This window comes from Kitasatospora sp. NPDC048540 (assembly GCF_040651175.1).
In the GTDB taxonomy this organism is placed as follows: domain Bacteria; phylum Actinomycetota; class Actinomycetes; order Streptomycetales; family Streptomycetaceae; genus Kitasatospora.
This window is the reverse complement of record NZ_JBEZIR010000052.1, coordinates 36,190-53,940: the sequence shown is the minus strand read 5'-3', so window position 1 is coordinate 53,940 and position 17,751 is coordinate 36,190. Positions and strand designations below refer to the sequence as shown.

The 17,751-nt window shown below is 70.9% G+C and carries 12 protein-coding genes; 3 read left to right on the top strand and 9 right to left on the bottom strand.

The genetic code is table 11. From position 1 onward, the window contains the following. From AB0D08_RS21260 to AB0D08_RS21240, 5 genes are all read right to left on the bottom strand, one after another. Window positions 1–311 (bottom strand): hypothetical protein (locus AB0D08_RS21260; protein ID WP_359890638.1); only part of this gene is annotated, 311 nt, incomplete at its 3' end. After that, window positions 263–2,059 (bottom strand): AAA family ATPase, encoded by a 1,797-nt coding sequence (locus AB0D08_RS21255; RefSeq protein ID WP_359890635.1) that lies wholly within the window; start codon window positions 2,057–2,059, stop codon window positions 263–265. The genes AB0D08_RS21260 and AB0D08_RS21255, both read right to left, overlap by 49 nt. A gap of 157 nt (window positions 2,060–2,216) precedes the next feature. Beyond that, window positions 2,217–5,153, bottom strand: a complete 2,937-nt coding sequence (locus AB0D08_RS21250; protein ID WP_359890632.1) for an AAA family ATPase — start codon at window positions 5,151–5,153, stop codon at window positions 2,217–2,219. A 236-nt stretch (window positions 5,154–5,389) separates the two neighbouring features. Then, complete coding sequence (locus tag AB0D08_RS21245; RefSeq protein WP_359890630.1) at window positions 5,390–7,054, bottom strand: TIGR03767 family metallophosphoesterase; 1,665 nt, start codon at window positions 7,052–7,054, stop codon at window positions 5,390–5,392. Between the two features lie 210 nt (window positions 7,055–7,264). Beyond that, window positions 7,265–7,879 carry a TetR/AcrR family transcriptional regulator gene (locus tag AB0D08_RS21240; protein ID WP_063794414.1) on the bottom strand — a complete coding sequence of 205 codons (615 nt, stop codon included), beginning with the start codon at window positions 7,877–7,879 and terminating at the stop codon, window positions 7,265–7,267. Window positions 7,880–7,998: 119 nt separating this feature from the next. On the opposite strand from AB0D08_RS21240, the gene AB0D08_RS21235 reads away from it, so the two are divergent. The 3 genes from AB0D08_RS21235 to AB0D08_RS21225 all read left to right on the top strand — a co-directional run bounded on the left by AB0D08_RS21235 (window position 7,999) and on the right by AB0D08_RS21225 (window position 10,448). After that, entirely contained in the window at window positions 7,999–9,021 is a 1,023-nt protein-coding gene (locus AB0D08_RS21235) for an NADP-dependent oxidoreductase (RefSeq protein WP_033821947.1), read from the top strand. A gap of 104 nt (window positions 9,022–9,125) precedes the next feature. After that, window positions 9,126–9,761, top strand: a complete 636-nt coding sequence (locus AB0D08_RS21230) for a DsbA family oxidoreductase (RefSeq protein WP_359890626.1) — start codon at window positions 9,126–9,128, stop codon at window positions 9,759–9,761. 360 nt (window positions 9,762–10,121) lie between these two features. Continuing rightward, window positions 10,122–10,448, top strand: coding sequence for a hypothetical protein (locus tag AB0D08_RS21225; protein WP_206743436.1), 327 nt, complete (start codon window positions 10,122–10,124; stop codon window positions 10,446–10,448). A 90-nt stretch (window positions 10,449–10,538) separates the two neighbouring features. Here the strand turns inward: AB0D08_RS21225 and AB0D08_RS21220 are convergent, their stop codons facing one another. The 4 genes from AB0D08_RS21220 to AB0D08_RS21205 form a co-directional block, all read right to left on the bottom strand. Then, window positions 10,539–12,986 carry a hypothetical protein gene (locus AB0D08_RS21220; RefSeq protein WP_359890623.1) on the bottom strand — a complete coding sequence of 816 codons (2,448 nt, stop codon included), beginning with the start codon at window positions 12,984–12,986 and terminating at the stop codon, window positions 10,539–10,541. A 418-nt stretch (window positions 12,987–13,404) separates the two neighbouring features. Next, entirely contained in the window at window positions 13,405–13,782 is a 378-nt protein-coding gene (locus AB0D08_RS21215) for a transglycosylase family protein (protein ID WP_082526389.1), read from the bottom strand. A 628-nt stretch (window positions 13,783–14,410) separates the two neighbouring features. Then, window positions 14,411–15,037, bottom strand: a complete 627-nt coding sequence (locus AB0D08_RS21210) for a hypothetical protein (RefSeq protein ID WP_051812077.1) — start codon at window positions 15,035–15,037, stop codon at window positions 14,411–14,413. A 133-nt stretch (window positions 15,038–15,170) separates the two neighbouring features. Further along, window positions 15,171–17,651, bottom strand: a complete 2,481-nt coding sequence (locus AB0D08_RS21205; protein ID WP_359890620.1) for a CehA/McbA family metallohydrolase — start codon at window positions 17,649–17,651, stop codon at window positions 15,171–15,173. Window positions 17,652–17,751: the final 100 nt, after the last annotated feature.

Below are 17,751 nucleotides of genomic sequence, written 5' to 3'. Positions count from 1 at the left end.
GGCAGGGGGATGTGGTGGCGGGAGGCGTCCAGGTGTTCCCGGGCGGTGCGCCAGCGGCCCTGGCCCGCGGCGATGATCGCCGCCCACGCCCGCACGATACCGGTGTGGGGGTAGAAGCCGCCGAGATCGGTCTCGGTGACCGCCTGCTCGGCGTGGGCCGCGCCGTGGTCCCAGTCACCGAGCAGGTACTGACAGATCGCCAGATTGAAGCTCGCATGGATCCTGGCCAGCGCCGAGACGCCCTCCGCCCGCCCGGGCTTGATCACCTCGGCGAAGTCGGCCTGCGCGGAGTGCAGTTCACCCAGGGCCAATCGGCAATGACCGCGGTTGACCAGCACGATGGTGTCGGTGACCCGGGTGGCTTCGGGGGCGTCGGGCAGTGCGGTGATCCATGGCTCTCCGAGTACCTCCCGTCCGTGAACAACATGCCGCAGCCCAGCGTCCACTGCAGATTGGCCGAGCCGGCCAGACCGGCCCCCTCCTCCACCGCACGTCGTGCGAGCTTGCTGCCGGTCTGTCGGTCGCCGCTGTGGAAAGCGCCGTTGGAGAGCCTGACGCAGGCCTGGATGATCAATGAGCGGTCTCCCTCGGCCTCTGCTTCGGCGAGCCCACGCTCTCCCAGCCGCAGTGCTTCGTGGAAACTCCCGTTCTGATAGGCGTAGCCGCTCTGGAGGATGGTGCGCATGGCACAAGGTCTGCAGGCGTCGACCGCCTGACGTAGTTGATGCCCTGCCAGAATGCCGTTGCCGTTGTGCGAGAAGAAGGTGTGGACGGCCGCGGTCAGGAAGCGGTGTTCGCGCAGGGCACGGTCCTCGGTCAGGTCCGCCGACCACAGCAGCAGGGTCGCCGCGCGAGGGAGGTTCCCGGCGGCGGCTTCGCGAGCTGCCTCGGCCACCAGATCACCCGAGAGCTGTGCGTCCGCGTGATCGGTCGCCGCCACCCGGTGCGCCCACGCCGCGTGCGCATCCACCACCGGAACGGCGGCCCGGTGCAGATCGCGTCGGCGCTGCGGCCGCATGGCACGGTAGACCGCGTCGCGCTGCAGGCGGTGGCTGATCCACACGGGCGACGACGGTTCGGAGGGAGACCACTCCACCAGCCCCGACGTCAGCAACGGTCCCAGGGCATCCGCCGGGACCGTGAGCCCGGCGACCACCCCCGCGTGCGCCAGCGGTACGCGGGTGTCCAGCACCGCCAGCGCCTCCGTGAGGGCCCGACTGTCCTCGGACAGACGCTCCAAGTTGCGCCCCACCGTCTCCGCGAGTGTCTCCGGCACCGGGAGCCCCACCCGGGGATTCGCCAACTCACCCGGCGGCAGGGCCGCAAGCAGTGATCGTACGTAGAGCGGATGACCTCCCGTGTGCTCCCACAGCCGGTGGGCGGCGCCCGTCCTCGGGTGAGCGCTGCCCCCCGCTGCCTCCAGCAGGTCCCTCACGTCCGACTCGCTCAAGCCGCCCAGCCGCACCGTCCGCGCGTTCGGGGAACCCGCCACGAGACGTCGCCACTCCTCCGTCCGCTCCCTGGCCACTGCTTCACCGCCGACCTGCGCGCCTGTCGCCGACCGAATGGTCGCTATGACCAGCACCCGGTCAGCGAAGAGCCTGCGCATCACGAATGACAGGGCTTGCAGCGATCCCCCGTCCATCCACTGCGCGTCATCGACCACCAGGGCCACCGGGCCCGAGTCCTGTACGGCCCCCAGCAGATCGACCAGTTCGGCTCCCACCGCGATCGGCGTCACCGCCGGACTCAGCTGCCCGCCCAGCACCGGACAGTCCCGCAGAACCTCCCGGCCGGCCTGGCGCCGCCACTGCTCCACCACCCCGTACGGCCAGTCCCGCTCCACCTCGGCACACGAGGCCCACCACACCGACCACCCGTCCAGCCCCTCCACCACCCGCCGGACCAGTAGTGTCTTCCCGATGCCGGCCTCGCCCTCCACCTCCGCCAGCCAGGGCTCGCCCGATTCGGTGCGGGCGGTACAGGTCCGCAGCACCTCCAGCTCGAACTCACGCCCGACGAAGGCCGGCGAGATGCCCACAACCGAATCCGCATCCATGCCCGGCCACCCACGCTCCGATCGCCAAACGAGTGCACTGCGCCCCCGGCAATGCCACCTGTGACTCTTCACCCCCAAGAGCCGAGCGGGACTGCGCATCGTCCGCGAGATGACGCCCACGTCGAACAGCACTCATACAGCGGCCCCGACGGATCAGTCAGCTGATCTCCTGGAACTCCCTCCTGAGCTCCCGGCGACCGGTGACGGCGAGCTTCGAGTACACGTGACTGAGGTGGTATTCCACGGTCTTGGAGCTGACGAACAGCCGCCGGGCGATCTCCTTGTTCGTCAGCCCCTGTGCCGCGAGATGCGCCACGGACTGTTCGCGGTCGGTGAGCTCCGGAAGACGGACCACGGTTCCGTCCGGGCGAGCCCAGGCGCCATCGCCATCGCCATCGCCGTCGGCTTCGGCCTCGGAAAGCCGAGCCGTTCCGGAGGGGGAGAGGGCGTCGCGGCCCGTGAGACGCGTGAGCTGCTCGGCCGTGCGCTCCGCGTACGGCGTGGCACCGAGGGCGGCGAAGCGGCGGTGCGCCTCCTGCAGGTGTGCGACCACCTCCTGGCGGATGTGCGGATCCGCCGGATCCACGGAGATGAGCAGACGAGCGTGGTCGTGATGGAGCAGCGCACGGTGGAGCGGGATGTCGCCGTCGTCCTGCTGCGGGGCCGAGTGCCCTTCGCGGTAACGGGCCAGGGCCGAGTCGGTGTCGCCCCGAGCGGTGGCGAGCCGGCCGTGGAGCCAGTGCGAGGTCGGCATCAGGCTCGGCGCATGGGTGGCGATGTCATCGAAGAGCGCCAGTGCACCTCGGACGTGGTCGAGTTCCACCGGGTCCAGAGGCTGGTCCGGGGGAGTGACCGGGGCGAGGGCCTGGACGAGCAGCGGCAGCCACAGCACCCGCCAGGCTCCGACGTTGCCGACGGCCGTGGGCGCCAACGGCCGCAGGGCCTGCAGCATGGCCTCCCGGTCGGCGCGCGCCTGGGCGAGGACCGCCCCGGCCATGGCCGGGTAGACGGAGTTGAGTTCGAGGAAGAGCGGGGTGTGGTGGGAGCAGGCCTCGAGGTGGGACCGGGCTTTGGTCCAATGGCCGCGCTGCGCGTGCACCATGGCCGCAACGGCGTGCGCCGGTGGGACGCCGTGGCGGTGGCTGCCGATCTCGGCCGCCGCCATCGCATGGTCGGCGGCTATCAGGGCGTCCTCCCAACCGCCGTCCAGGTAACGGGCGAACCCGAGCAGATAGCGCTCCGTCGGCGACGGAGGGAGGTGGGGCTGGTTCTCCTGGCGTTCGATGAGGGCGGCCAGATCTCCGGAGCCGGCCCGCAGGCGGCCGGTCTCCACCCGCATGGTTCCGCGGTACATCAGCAAGAAGCTCTCGGCGGTGGCGACGTCCGCCGCCGCGTCGGGCAGGCCGGCGTTGCGGAGGACCTCGAGCCCTGCGGCGGGTCCGTCGGTGAACAGCGTGGCGAAGGACAGCAGACCGAGGGCCATGCCGGTGTGAGTGTGCGGGAGCTGGTCCATGACCGGCCGCAGAGCGGCCAGGGCCCGCGGGCCGTCGGCCTGAAGGACGTGGACGGCCGCGAGCCAGCTGGCGGCGAGCAGACCGGATTCGGTGTCGGCCCCTGCGTTCGCGGTGGCACGGCTGAGGAGTTCCGCACCGGCGGCCGTCTCGCCGCGCAGACCGGCGAGGAAACCGAGGAGCGCGTCGCGGCGCGGAGTGGGATCGCAGGCCTCGAGGGCGCCGCGCAGCGTCCTGAAACGGGCGTGTCTCTCATGGATCACGAGATGGGTGGCGGCCGTGAGGAGATGGCGTTCGCGGCGTTCGCGGGTCGAGTCGAGATCGGCGGCCCACAGCCGCAGTGTGGCGGCGCGAGCGGGCTGCCCCGCGGCAGCCTGGCCGTCGGCCTCCGCGGCCAGCCGGTCGGCCAGGGCCGGATCGATTCCGTCCGCGGCGGCGACCCGGTGGGCCCAAGCGGCATCCTTGCTGACCAGGTCTGCGGCCAGGCGGTGGAGATCGCGGCGTTCGGTGGACGACAACGCCCCGTAGACGGAGTCACGCTGGAGCTGGTGGTGGATGTGTACCGGCGTCCTGGGATCGGAGGGCTGCCAGCCGACCAGACCGGAGGCGAGCGCGGGGGCGAGCGCGACGGTCGGGTCCGCCAGGTCGGCGACCCGGCCGGCCACGGCGAGGGGCACGGTCGCGGCCAGAACGGCCAGGGCCTGCACCAAGCGCCGGGCGTCGGAGGGCAGCTCCGCGAGCACCTGGCGGATCGTGGCCTCCAACGAGGCCGGGACCGGGAGCGGCCGGTCGGTGTCGGCGAGCTCCTGGGGGCTGACCTGGCCCAGCAACGTCTGCATGTGCAGCGGGTGGCCGCCGGTCTTCTCCCACAATCTCTGCAGGGCGGCGCGGTTCAAGGCCGGACCGCCGGCCGCCGTCACCATGTCCCCGATGTCCTCCGGACCAAGACCGGTCAGCCGGATCTCGCTGACCCGGTCGAACCCCCGCCAGGTATCCCGCCAATCCTCTTCGAACGGGACATCGCCCGGTGGGGAGCCCTCCTCGCCGGTCCCTTCGCTCTGCGGGTGACCTGTGACGGTGTCGGTCGTACGGGCGACCAGGACGATCAGGACCCGCTCCGACCACAGCCGACGGGCCATGAAGGCCAAGGTCTTCAGCGATTGGTCGTCGGCCCACGGCACGTCGTCGACCACCAGCGCCAGCGGTGCCGACTCGGCGGTGGCCGCCACCACGTCCAGCAGGTCGCGGCCCACCGCGAGTGGCGACCCCGCCCCGGTCAGGCTCCGAGCGAGTTCGGTCCGCCCGGCGGTCTCCGCAGGCAGACGGTGCAACAGCTGGGACACCACCCCGTACCGGATGTCCCGCTCGGCCTGATCGCACGACGCCCAGCAGACCTGCAAGCCGTCCGGACCCTCCGCCAAGGCCCGGCGCACCAGCGCCGTCTTCCCGATGCCCGGTTCTCCCAGCACCATCACCAGCCACGGATCACCACGGGCGACCGCGCTGCGACACTCCGTCAGCACCTTCAGCTCTCCGGTGCGGCCGGCCAGACCCTGTTCCCACACGCCACCGCGGATTCCCATCCGAACCTCCTCCAGCAGGGACCGCGGGTACAACGGACAGTGATGACCCATGACCTGCAGGGCTTCGAATTCCCTGCGGCTGCGCCAGGGGGGCGCGTCACAGCCGCCGATTCGACTCCTCTCGGTTACCAGTGTGGACCACCCGGGCCGGTACCGGCAGGCCGCGGACCGTTCCGGCCGCCGCCCGGCCCTTACCCGCGCCCCGCCGAGCCGCCCGGCGGCCTGCCGCCCCTGGGCTACCGGCGGCGCGTGAAGGCGGCCGGATCACGCAGGAGCAGGTCCGCGTTGCGGTCCCCGGGGCCGCCGGGAAGGCGTTCCACGCCTCGCCACGGCACGTTGGCGGCGAGCTCGCGGTGCAGCGAGGCGAGCGAGTCCAGGCCGTTGTCCGGGCCGGGCTGCAACGGCGCGTCGTGGTCGAGCATGGTGCACCGGACCGAGAGCGTCCCGTCGCCGTTGTCCAGCAGTTCCACCAGGCGGGTCTGGCACGGCCAGTCCATCACCGCGCAGGTGGTCACCTCCCAGAAGCCCCGCCCGTCGCCGGCCGGGGACCGCCACGGGCGGGCGGTGTTGCGGTGGGTGTGCCCGTTGAGCCACAGGACGACGTTCGGGAACCGGTGCAGGACGCGGATGAGTTCCTCGGCTTCGGAGAGCGCCGGCGGGCCGGACGGGTCGGGGGACGGACTCCGCCCGTCGAGCAGGGTGTCGGACCCGTGGTGGGAGAGGACGACGACCAGCCGGTCCTCGTTGCCGGTGGTGCTCTCGCCGCCGTCCGCCAGCCGGTGGCGGGAGTGCACCTCGGTGAGCCGCGCCTCCAGCCAGCGCCGCTGCTCGGCGCTCACGTGGCCGTCCACGCCCCCCTGGAGGCAGCTGGTGTCCAGCGTGATGAACCGGATGCCGGAGTCCCGGTCGTCGTACACGTAGTGGGCGCTGCCCTCGCTCAGGTTCTCCGCGGTGAACCCGTGCCCCGCGGGCCGGCTGCCGGGACGGAAGTGGGCCGCCACGAATTCCGCCCGGGTGATCCCCCGGCGTGCCGCGTCGGGGGTGACCGGTGCCTGGCGGCCGGACAGGTAGGCGTCCGGCCGGTGGGCGAAGAGAGCCGGGACCTCGTCCAGCCCCGGACGGGTCGGACCGTCGACCGGCTTGCGGCCCCCCGCGAGGAACTCCAGCAGGGGCCGGGTCAGCGCTCCCACCCCCTGGGTGAGCGTCTCGTGGTTGCCGACGCACGCGAGCCAGGGCAGCCGCAGTCCGCGGGCCTGGAAGTCGTCGAGCGCGGCGCGCAGCAGCCCCGGGCGGTGCGGGAAGCCGAACAGCTCGCGCCACTGGTCGGGGCCCTGCGGGCCCTCGCCCTCCGGCTTCCAGAACGCGGTGTCCGGCCATTCACTGCTCTGGACCCCTTGGTAGGACGGCCCGCCCGAGTCGGTGCGGACCGTTCCGCCGTCGAGGAGGGCCAGAAAGGCCAGCGTCTCGTTCCACTGGGCGTTGTCGATCGCATCGCCGGTGGTGGCGACCAGGGTCAGCGGCGCACCCGTGAGCGGACTTCCGTCCACGGCGTTCAGGGTGCGGATCATGGCCTCGACCGCGTGCGGGACCAGGGCTTCCTGAGGCCGTTGGACCGGGACCACGGTGGACACCCGGGGGTCGCCGAGATACCGGTTGAGGAACTCGAACCGGACCGGGGACTGGACGTCGGCGAGCTGGAGATCGGTCATGTGGGCGAGGTGGAGCAGGGTGCGCCGGCCGTTGTGAGCGGGTACCTGCCAGGCGTGGCCGATCAGGTCCTCCCGGACCACATGCGGTTCGCCTTCCCGGGCGACCAGCCGGTGGTATCCGTGCTCGCTCCCCTGCCGCAGGACCGGGCCCCTGACGATGGTCCTGTGCAGTGTCGTGAGTGGTCCGCCCATGGCCGTACCTTCCGTAGCCGGTCGTCCGGATCGGTCATCGACGCGGGGAACGCGTACCCCGGGGCGGGCACGGCGGCACCTGCGCACCTCTCCTCGCGGCGCCGGGCCCGGGCCTCCACGGTGCGGGTCCGCGCTCTCTTCAGCATCACCCCCGCCCGGGCGGTGCGCCGCCCGGTGCCGAGCGGCGCCGGACCGGCACGGGCCGCGCCGTCAGCACGCCTGCGGCACCCGAGCGCTCTCCGGCAGGGCCTTGATGAGGGCGAACGCCGAGTCCACGAGGGCGGCGACCCGGACGGGGTCGGGGTCGGCCTTGCGGAGGATCTGCAGTCCCTGGACGAGTGCGACCAGCAGGCGTGCGGCTTCGCGCGGGCTCGTGCTGGTGGACAGGTCCCCGGCGGCCTGGGCCCGGGCGAGCTGGGCGGCGAACGCGTCCTCGGCGGCGCGCAGGCTGGTGCGGGCGAGTTCGGCGACGGCCTGGTCGTCCGGCAGGAGCTCGGCGATGCTGTTGACGCTGAAACAGCCGGCGGCGCTGCAGGCGTTGTCGGCCCGCAGGAGCGTCTCGAAGAGCCGCCGCAGTTGTGGCAGCGGTGGCTCCCGGTCGTTCAGGGCGCTGTCGAGCAGGTCGGACTGGCGGGCGAGGTAGCGGCCGAGCGCCTGGATGAACAGGCCGTGCTTGTCCCCGAACGCCGCGTAGATGGAGCCCCGCCCTAGCTGGAGCTCCTCCACCAGGTCGTTCATGCTCGTGGCCTCGTAGCCCTTGCGCCAGAACAGCAGCATGGCCCGGTCCAGGGTGGCTTCTTCGTCAAATGTGCGCGGTCTTCCCATGGCTCCACGGTACCCGGTTCTTGACCTGTCGTTCCACAACGGCTACGGTATTGGAACGAAAGGTCAAGAACTGCCGTTCCGGGCAGCCTGCCGAGCCCAAAACCCTCAGGAGTAGCGCCATGACCCAGTCCCCGCTCGTCAACCGAGAGATCCACCTGGCCTCCCGCCCCACCGGCGAGCCCGTCCTCGGGAACTTCGCCCTGGTGGAGAGCGCGATCCCGGAGCCGGGCGAGGGCCAGCTGCTCGTACGCAACACCTGGATGTCCGTCGACCCGTACATGCGCGGTCGGATGAACGCGGGCACCGGCTCCTACATCCCGCCGTTCGAGCTCGGCGCCCCGCTGAGCGGCGGTGCGACCGGTACCGTCGTGGCCTCGCGGGCGGACGCCATACCGGTGGGCACCACGGTCCTGCACCAGCTGGGCTGGCGTGAGTACTCCGTCGTCGACGCCGCCACGGTCATGCCGATCGACGTCTCGCTCGCCCCCGCCCCCGCCTACCTCGGCGTCCTCGGCATGCCCGGCCTGACCGCCTACGCCGGCCTGGTCGAGGTCGCCCCGGTGGCCGAAGGCGACGTCGTGTTCATCTCCGGCGCCGCCGGCGCCGTCGGCAGCGTCGCCGGGCAGATCGCCCGCCAGCTCGGTGCCTCCCGGGTGATCGGTTCGGCCGGCGGCCCCGAGAAGGCCAAGAAGCTCGTCGAGGACTTCGGGTTCGACGCCGCCATCGACTACCGGGCCGGTTCCCTGGCCGACCAGCTCGCCCAGGCCGCCCCCGAGGGCATCGACGTGTACTTCGACAACGTCGGCGGCGACCACCTGGAGGCCGCCATCACCGCGATGCGCCCCGGCGGCCGGATCGCCATGTGCGGCGCGATCAGCCAGTACAACGCGACCGAGCCCACCCCGGGACCGCGCAACCTGGCCTTGGCGATCGGCAAGCAGCTCACCCTGCGCGGCCTCCTGGTCGGCAGCTACTACCACCTCGCCCCGGAGTACGCCCGGCTCGCCGGAGGATGGCTCGCCAGCGGCGCCCTGCGCGCCGAGGAGACCGTCCTGGACGGGATCGAGCGCGCCCCCGAGGCCTTCCTCGGCATGATGCGCGGTGCGAACACCGGCAAGATGCTCGTCCGCCTCGACGGCTGACCCCTCCCAACCCACCCCGGGTGCCCGGCCGTTCGGCGCCGGACACCCGCCGCCCTCCCTCCCCGGTACGGGCGGCGCGTCGACCAGTTCAGTCAGGAGAGGCAGTGAAGGTCGAAATCTACTCGGACGTCGTGTGCCCGTGGTGCTACATCGGCAAGCGGCGCTTCGAGAAGGCCCTGGAGGCCTTCCCGCAGGCCGCCGACGTCGAGGTCGTCTACCGCCCGTTCCAGCTCAACCCGCTCTCCTCCGAGGCCGGGGAGCCTTCGTCGCAGGTCTACGAGCGGAAGTTCGGGAAGCCGGCGCAGGCCATCTTCGGCCCGCTCACGCAGGCCGCCGCCGCGGAGGGGATCACCTTCCGGATGGACGACGCCATCGCGGCCAACACCTTCTCGGCACACCGGCTGATCTGGTTCGCCGCACGCCACGGTCTCCAGAGCGAGGTGAAGGAAGGCCTGCTGGCCCACTACTTCACCAACGGCGGCCACCTCGCCGACAAGGCCCAGCTGGCGGACGTCGGCGTCGCCGCGGGCCTGGACCGCGACCAGGTCGAGGCGTTCCTCGCCTCACAGGACGGCGTCGCCGAGGTCCGGTCCGAGCTCGCCGAAGCCGCCGAGCTGGGCATCACCTCGGTACCCACCTTCGTCTTCGACGGACAGGTCGCCGTCCCGGGCGCCCAGAGCCCCGAACTCCTCCTGGAGGTCATGGAGAAGGTCGCCGCCGGCACGACGGATTGGCGGTAGCGGCCTGCATCCGACACATCCCGAACCTGCCGTACGTCCGCCACCATCCGTCGTACGGTGAAGGCGAGCGGTGCCCATGCCACTCACCGTGTACGGCTCGGTCGACCCACCCCCCCGGCGGCCGGGCCGTTCGCATGGGCGCGGCGGGCCGCGTGACCGGTCCGGCGGACGATCTGTCCGTCCGAGCCCGTGCGGGGGTGTCCAGTACGGTGAGGACTGCCCGACAGCCGGCGCGGTCTGCTCTCGCAGCGGCTCGCGGTATGCGGTGCCGTGGAGAGCGGCGGGCTTTGCCGTTGCCCGCCGCGCGGCCCGGTCCGCGCGGGACCGGGAGCCGTGCTCGCACCTGCGCTAGGAGAAACCATGGGGATGTCCTGGAAATGGCGTTTCGAGGACGGCGAGGGCACCGCACTGGTGCTGCCGGCCGCGGACCCCGTATCGGAACCCCCGGAGCGGGGCACGGCCGCGGGGGCGTCGGAAGTCTCCTTCGAGTCCCGAGACGACGCGGAGACGTGGGTCGGTCTCGCCTGGCGAGGGCTCCTCGACGCTGGCGTCGCGCACGTGACACTTCTGCACGACGGCCGTGAGGCCTCCGAACCGATGAGCCTGCTCCCCGAGGCACCTCCGCCGGCCCGGGGCGACCGGGACGGCGGCGATGCGCTCGACGCAGGACCGGACCGGGCGGTCTGAGGGGGAACGGGATTTCGAGGTTCGTTCCCGTTCTCTCCCGAGGATCACCCGCCTCGGGCCGGAAAACCGGCCCGAGGCGGGATGCCCTCTCTAGCCATCGTCGCTGCTGTAGTCCCCCGCGTGCATCACCGGCTCATCGCGCCGACGTTCCTCGGGGCTCTCGGCGAACTCGATGTCGAGGTGTTCGGGGTCGAGGATCACCTCGGCGATACCGATGTCCACGCTCTCCATACCCCAACGGTCCGTTGGTATCTCCATGCCTACCAGGCTCAGCTCGTCGTCCTTGAGCGCACAGAGGGCCACATCCAGGTCGATCGGGTCTTCCTCGGTCTCGTCGTTGTCATATCCGGGGGAAGTCGAAGCCCGCTTGAAGAAGCCGCAGAAGTCTTCGACCTGACCGTGCGTCCAGGTGATCGGTGCGGAGTTGACGACGTATCGAATATTCCTGAACTGGTCGGTGCGCTCGAGGTAGCTCTCGAAGGTGGACCATTCCATCTGGCTGACCTGCCTGGGGTTCTTTCGAACGCCGGCGACCACCCGCTCGAAACGCGCCCGCGTGGTGGCGACGATCGCCGAGTTGTTCGCCAGCAAGGCCTCGTTGGCGGTCTTCCGGGTAGCGGGATGGCGCAGGGCATGCGCAGCCGCCGATAGCGAGACATTGCGGTGGGCGTTGATCTGGCGGCCGGTCGCCAGCGGCTGTTCATATTTCTCGGCAAGCTCTGCAGCCTGGATGAAATCGTTGGCCGGGTACGTGCCGGCGACTCCCGTGACGACGGCTCCGGCTCGGTTCTTCCCGACCACTTCGACATCGGACAGGGGGCTCATCCAGCCCTTGTCGGTGAGTATTTTGACCGCGGACGAGAGGTTTCCGGCGGTCGGGGCGTAGTGCCCGCTGTCGTTGTTTATGTGGGAAATTCTCTGGACATTAATTCCATTCTCGACCGTGGTTTTGAGCTCCAGTATCCCCGCGCAGATGACCGGTTCGCCGGATGAATGGCTGCTGTGGCGGTACCTGAAATCATATTTATTCCCGCCGGGATCCTTCTTCAGGCGGGTCACGTCGCCCCAGGTCAGCATCCCCTTGCCGAGGAGATACTGGAGCTGTGTGTCCGCAGCCGTGGCCCGCCGAAGGGACCGTTCATCCTCCGGGTCGAGCTCGAGCGAGAATATCTCCAAACCCTGGTCGAAAACGAAGAGATTATGTTCGATGTCCAGGATCCACCCGTATTTCCTGTCCTGCAGGTAGCTTTCGAAAGCGCGGAAGAGAAGCGCATCCCTGCCCTCGGCATCGGACGTGGCCTGAATGACCACCCGGTCAAGAATCGAATCGGCCTTGAAATAGATGACCGGAGTGGCCCCGGTGTCTCCTGCGTCCACGCCGAAGAGCTTCGGATCCATGGCGACCGGGTCGTTGAGCCGCACGTCGTAGTCTTCGGACTTTCTCTCGTCCATCGGGTCGGCGGGCTTCCTCTTGGAAACCCGGGTGATATTTTCGGAGATCTTCCGGTCGACCTCTCTGCGGCGCGCCCTGGACTTCGCCCGGTACTCGTCGTACTCTTCCTGGCTCATTCCGGTGTCATCCGGGTCGGTCTCGTGCCTGTAGTACCGGCCCTCCAATCTGTTGCCCTGCTCGTCGAGGGCGAGGAAAGCCCTGTGCTCGGGGGACCAGACGCGGAGCGGCATCCCCTGCTCGTCGAGGGCGAGGTAAGCCTCGTGCTCGGGGGACCAGACGCGGCCCGGATTATTGTCCCGGGTTGCTCCGGAACCGGAGGGTGTGGCCTTCCCGCTCTCCACCCGAGGTGTTCCGGCGGGCTTGACCTTTCTGAATGTCTTGGCCCGGAAGGTGTCTCGGTCGCTCTTCCTGGACGTCTCACCCCTCCGGGTGCCGGCCCGCCGGGTGGTCGGCGCCCCGGTCGCGCCGCCCAGTCGGTCAATTCTCAGGTTCGGCATGTCCGCCGGCTTCGCCGGGGGTTGCCGCTTGGGAGGGTGAACGGGAGTCTGATCACCCTCGCTGTCGGTGCTTTCGGACGACACCTCGGAGTCGCTCACCGGATCCTCGCTCGAATCTTCGACCTCGAAGGTGAAGTTCTCGGTGATCGGCTCATACGGTTCGTAGGCCAGCTCGACCGAATCGTAATTCTGGTAGTGCCATCCTCCGGACGCGTCCTGCACGTTCCATGTCATCTGGTCGTCGCTGTATTCGACTTTATTGTACAGACGGTCCACCCGAGAGAACATGTGCAGGTCGGGGAAGGACTCCACGGGGGTGTAGCGGTATCCCAGGTAGACGTGTTCCAGGAACTCCAGGACCAGCTCCTCGGTGAGGGGGAGGGGATTCGGATCGTCGCCCATGTGGACTGTGGTCAGGGTGCACGACGGGCCGGTCTCGTCGTACAGGCTGGAAACGATGACCGGGTTGTAATACCACTCGCTGTCGTTGGCGATTATGCCGATCCATTTTATGTAGCTTTCGACATCGGTATTGTCCCGGGCCGCCACGCTTTGACGGAGCGCCCACTCGAATGTCGTACTGTCCATGGATACTCCGTCGTAGGCAGACTTTCCTGGTATCGATCCTGGGGTGAGTCTGCTCCCGCCGTGCGCCGGGTGCCGTGCTCGCGAGTGTCGGGCCGGGCGCGGAATCGATTTCCCGAACGGCTGCCCAGTCGGCCGGCACCTGGGCGGTACGGGCCGGTGGCAAGACGAAGGGCGGCCTCCCCGGGTTTTCTCCCGGGAGGCCGCCCGACGAATCGGTGCCCGCGTCGGAGGCCTGAGTCGCGGGATCGAAGCCTCAGGCTGATCCTCGGCCACCGATATGCCTCTGGTGTCTTCGGGGAGGCACGCCCCGACCAACGATCCACCTCGTGGATGGTCACCGATGGTCACTCGGCCCGTCGCCGCATCGGAGCAAAGGGCGACTTCACGGCTCTGGCCGGCGTCGCTCCGGGCGCGCAGGTCAGCGGGTGAGGCCGGCCCGGGGGCCACAGACGGGCCAAGCGCCGGGGCCCTGGGAGGCGAGGATCCTCTCGCCGACGGTGATCTGCTGCGCCTTGGACGCCAGGTTGGCCTGGGAGGCGTAGGAGGTGCCGCCGAAGGCCTGCCAGGTCGAGGGGGAGATCTGCAGCCCGCCGTAGAAGCCGTTGCCGGTGTTGATGCTCCAGTTCCCCCCGGCTTCGCACTGGGCGACCTTGTCCCAGGTGGACGCCGATGCGGCGGAGGCGGAACCGGCGGCCGCGAGGAGGCCTGTCGCCGGCAGAAGGGCCACGGTGGCGCCGATGAGGGCGGTGCGGGTGCGGTTGCGCTTGGCACGGGTGGTGATCTGGCGGGAGGTCATGCGGTTCCTTTCGTGGGACCCGGGTGGGCAGCGTTCACCGATCGCTGAAGGTGGGTGTGTCGTGCGCGTTCGGCGGCTGGGATGTCCGGCGCGGTGCGGCGCTCCGGACGCTTGCCCGGATCGGCCGCGACGGGCGGCCGGGGGCCGTTCCGTGCGGGTCCGTCGGGCGGTCCCGGGTAGTGCTCGTTGCACTGGTGACGAAGCTACGGACCGGCTGGAGCGCGGCCAAGCTTTCGGTTATCTGTGCAGGTCGGTGCAGTGTTACCGCAGGTACGGGCCGGGTCCGGCCCCAGTGGGGGAGCGGGTTTGCCGAGTTCGCGGGGTTCCGGAGTGCCCCGGGTGGGGCTGCCCCCCGCGCGATCGGGCAGCCGGTACGGGCAGATCGGCGACGATCGGCGACGGCCCCGGCACGGGCGGCCACGGTGCAACCCGGTCAGGCCCGGATGAAAGTGACATGGGCCACATGCGGTCGGGTAGGGCGGTGGGGCGGTGTTCCCGGGCCGGCGCACCGGCACTCACCGGGGACGGTGTGCCCCCCGGCGGACGGCCCCGTGGAGAACCGGGCCCGGCGCTGCGGCCGGGTACGGAAGAAGGGCCGGGCCGGCTGCGGGGCGGCTGGACGGGCTGTCTACCGGACGGCGTCGCCCGTGGGCCCGGCGTCGGCTCCGACCTGCTCGGCGGTGCGGTGGCGCTGCCAGCTCAGCCACTTCGAGCCGTGGCCGGGGAGGTAAGGGAGCCCGGCCGGTCTGGCGACGACGCCCCGGGCGAAGGGGCCGGTCCACTCCAGTGCCACGTGGGGGTCGTCCGTGGCGGGCAACGCCCGGATGGTCCGCGAGCCGCTGTTGAGGAGCCGGACCAGCCGCTCGTACCTGTCCCGGTGGGGGAGCGGCCGCCAGTCGTCGGCGAGGCCGAGCAGGTCGAAGGCGGCGTAGCGGACGACGAAGGGCTCGCCACGGCGGGGGCCGCCGCCCGCACGGGTGTGCAGCAGCGCGGAGGACAGGTCGCCGTTCGGCAGCACGGCCAGGATCTCGCCGTCGAGGACGGCTTGCGGGAGGTCCCGGGCGGCGGCGGCGAGGTCGGCGAAGGTGCGGGTCAGATCGGTGCCGTGGGAGGAGAACAGCGCGGCGTCCGCTCCGGTGCGCAACACGGCCCGCCAGCCGTCGACGGCAGGGGTCAGCAGGAGACCCGGACCGCCGGGGAAGTCCTCCACGGGGCGGGCCAGCGCGACGTCGATGGGCAGGTCGAACGGTGTCATACCGGAGTGGTACCCGCAGCGGAGTCCTCCCGATCTGCGCGGACGGGGGAGCGTTCCCGGTGGGGGCGGGCACCGGGGCCGTGGTCGGAACGGCCCCGGTGCGAGGCGGCGCGGGGGCTCGCGGTCGTGCCGGTCAGCTCGTGGTGACGGCCAGGACGACGACCAGTCCTCCGGGCGTGACCGCGACCTGAACCTGGCCCGCGACGCGGCTGCGCACGGCGGGGTCGATGGCCGCCTCCCAGACGCTCCACGAGCCGTCCGGGTTGTGGGCGGTGTGCCATGCGCTGCCGTCCGGTGCCACGGCGACGACGTGCGCGGTCCCGCCGGCGCCGGCGATGGAGACCGCGCCGGCCGCCATGGCCGGGGTGTTCACGCCCGGCAGGCGGGTGAACCCGGTGTACGTGCCATCGGGGCGGCGGACCTGGTGGTAGACCAGGCCGTCGAGTCCGATGACGACGATCTCGGACGATCCGTCCGCCATCGCGGCGACGGCCAGGGCCGAGCCCGAGAAGGCGGGGGAGTCCTGGTATCCGGGGACGCGGCTCCAGCCCGCCCAGGAGCGGTCGCTGCGGATGACGTTCAGGTGGAGGGCGCCGTCGAGGCCGTAGGCGAGGACCTGCGCGGAGCCGTCCGGCATCCCGGTGATGGCCGCCCTGACGGCGGTCCAGCGCGGTGAGCCGTCCGGTCCGGGGACGGGCTGGAACCCGCTGAGCCTGCCGATGAGGCCGGAGCCCCGGGTCTGGTGGTAGAGGGTGCCGTCCGTGCCGGTGGCGAGGATCTGGGTGGTGCCGTCGGGCATGCCGGTGACGGCGGCCGTCCGGACCTTGAAGTCGGCGGCGTTCTCGGGGCCGGCCAGGCGGCGCCAGCCCGACCACACGTTGTTCCAGCCCAGCCGCACGAGGTAGAGGCCCTGGTCGTCGCCCACGGCGACGGCGTACGGGCTGTCCGAGTGCGGGAACGCCAGAGTTGCCTGGTTCGCGTGGCCGCCGTTGATGGCGCCCAGGGGCGGGATTCCCCGGGCCATGCCGGGCTCGAACGGGACCTCGGGGGAGGCGATCCCGGTGGGGACGTAGGGCGTGGGCGGGGAGAGGACCGGGGCGTTGTAGAACCAGATCGGGTTGGTGACGGCGACCATCTGGTCGAGCACCGTCCACGCGGGCTTGAGCCTGCGCACCTCGGCTCGGGTGAACAGTGAGGCTTTGCCCCAGCCCCGCCAGTGCAGCCCGGCGCTTCCCCCGGCACCGATACTGGTGGACGCCATGATCCCCCAGGCGTTGTACAGCAGGACGACGGTGTCCGGGGCGCCGGTGACCGTGACGTTCACGTCCACGGCGTCGAAGACGCCGACCGGCAGTTCCTCCCCCGGGCCGACGGTCATCCCGTGCGCGCTCGCGGTGAAGTCGACCGTCACGTCGGCCGACTCGGCCGCGTACGACCTGCCCAGCCGCAGGGCTTCGAGCACGGCGTTCTTCGACAGGGAGCTCGCCCTGACCACGTTGTGGGGCAGTCCTACGACGTCGCCGCCGTGCGCGTCGCTGTTGCCGAGCCCGGGGATCCGCTTCCCGCCGAAGAGCAGGGTGTGCCACAGCGCGACGTTGGCCTCGTCGTCCAGCGTCCAGGGCCCGTTCCAGATCTCCATCGCGTCGACCTTGTCCAGGCCGAACTCCCAGAACGATCCGGCGCCCGGTGTCATGGGGTGGGCGGCGACGACGAGCCCGCCCCGGGCACGCACGTGCTGCGCGTACTGGTCGAACTGACCGCTCGCGGGGCTGTAGTGCCAATCGATCCAGTCGCCCTGCGGCAGGCCGACGGCCAGCCAGTGCCCGTGCCTGGTCGTCACCTCCTCGGCATTGATGACCAGGAGGTCGCGGGGGACGTTGCCGTGCCAACCGAGGCCGGTCGAGTTGGTGTTGTGGTCGGAGGTGGCGATGAAGTCCATCCGGCCGGCGCGGGCGGCGGCGACGAGCTGGTCGACGGTCCGGCCCCCGTCCGAGTGTTCGCTGTGCAGATGGAGATCGCCCCGGTACCAGCCGGCGCCGTGGCCGGGTACCGCGGAGGGGAGGATGTCGTAGGGGACCGGGGGCAGCTGATCGCCGTACTCGAGGGTGACCTGGATCTGCCAGTTCATCCCGCCGGGTTCACTGACCAGTGGCCCGAGCGCGACGGACCACCGTCCCGCCTGGATCGGGCCCGGTACGTATCCCGGGGTGGCGTCGGAACCGGACAGGGTGAAGTCCCGTCGTGCCCCGCCCGACCAGCCGCGGAATCCGGTCGGCCCGAAGATGCCGATGTCCAGCATGTTGGACCAGGTGCCCGGGACGGAGGGGGATTTCGCGGGATCGAAGGTGGAGCTCACCGATATCCGCCGCACGCCGGCCGGTACGTCGAAGTCGACCGACGACCACTGGTCGAACCCGAACGGGGAGTGCCCGTCGTAGGTGGTCCTCACCGTCTGCCCGGGCGTTCCGGCGGTATCGGCCCGCGCGATGTCGGCGGGGACCAACGCGGCGAGTCCTCCCGCGGCCAGCAGCGATCCGAGGCGCAGCAGGTCCCTGCGCCCCAGATGCCCTGCCGGCGTGCGGATGGTGCCGGGATCGTTCGGAACGTCGCTCATGCGAGCCCTTTCTTCGTCGGGTTCCGGCAGCGGAGTGCGAGCGACACGGACGGCCGAACCAGGCCGGTGCCCGTCGCGGGGCTGGGAGAACCGCGGTCGC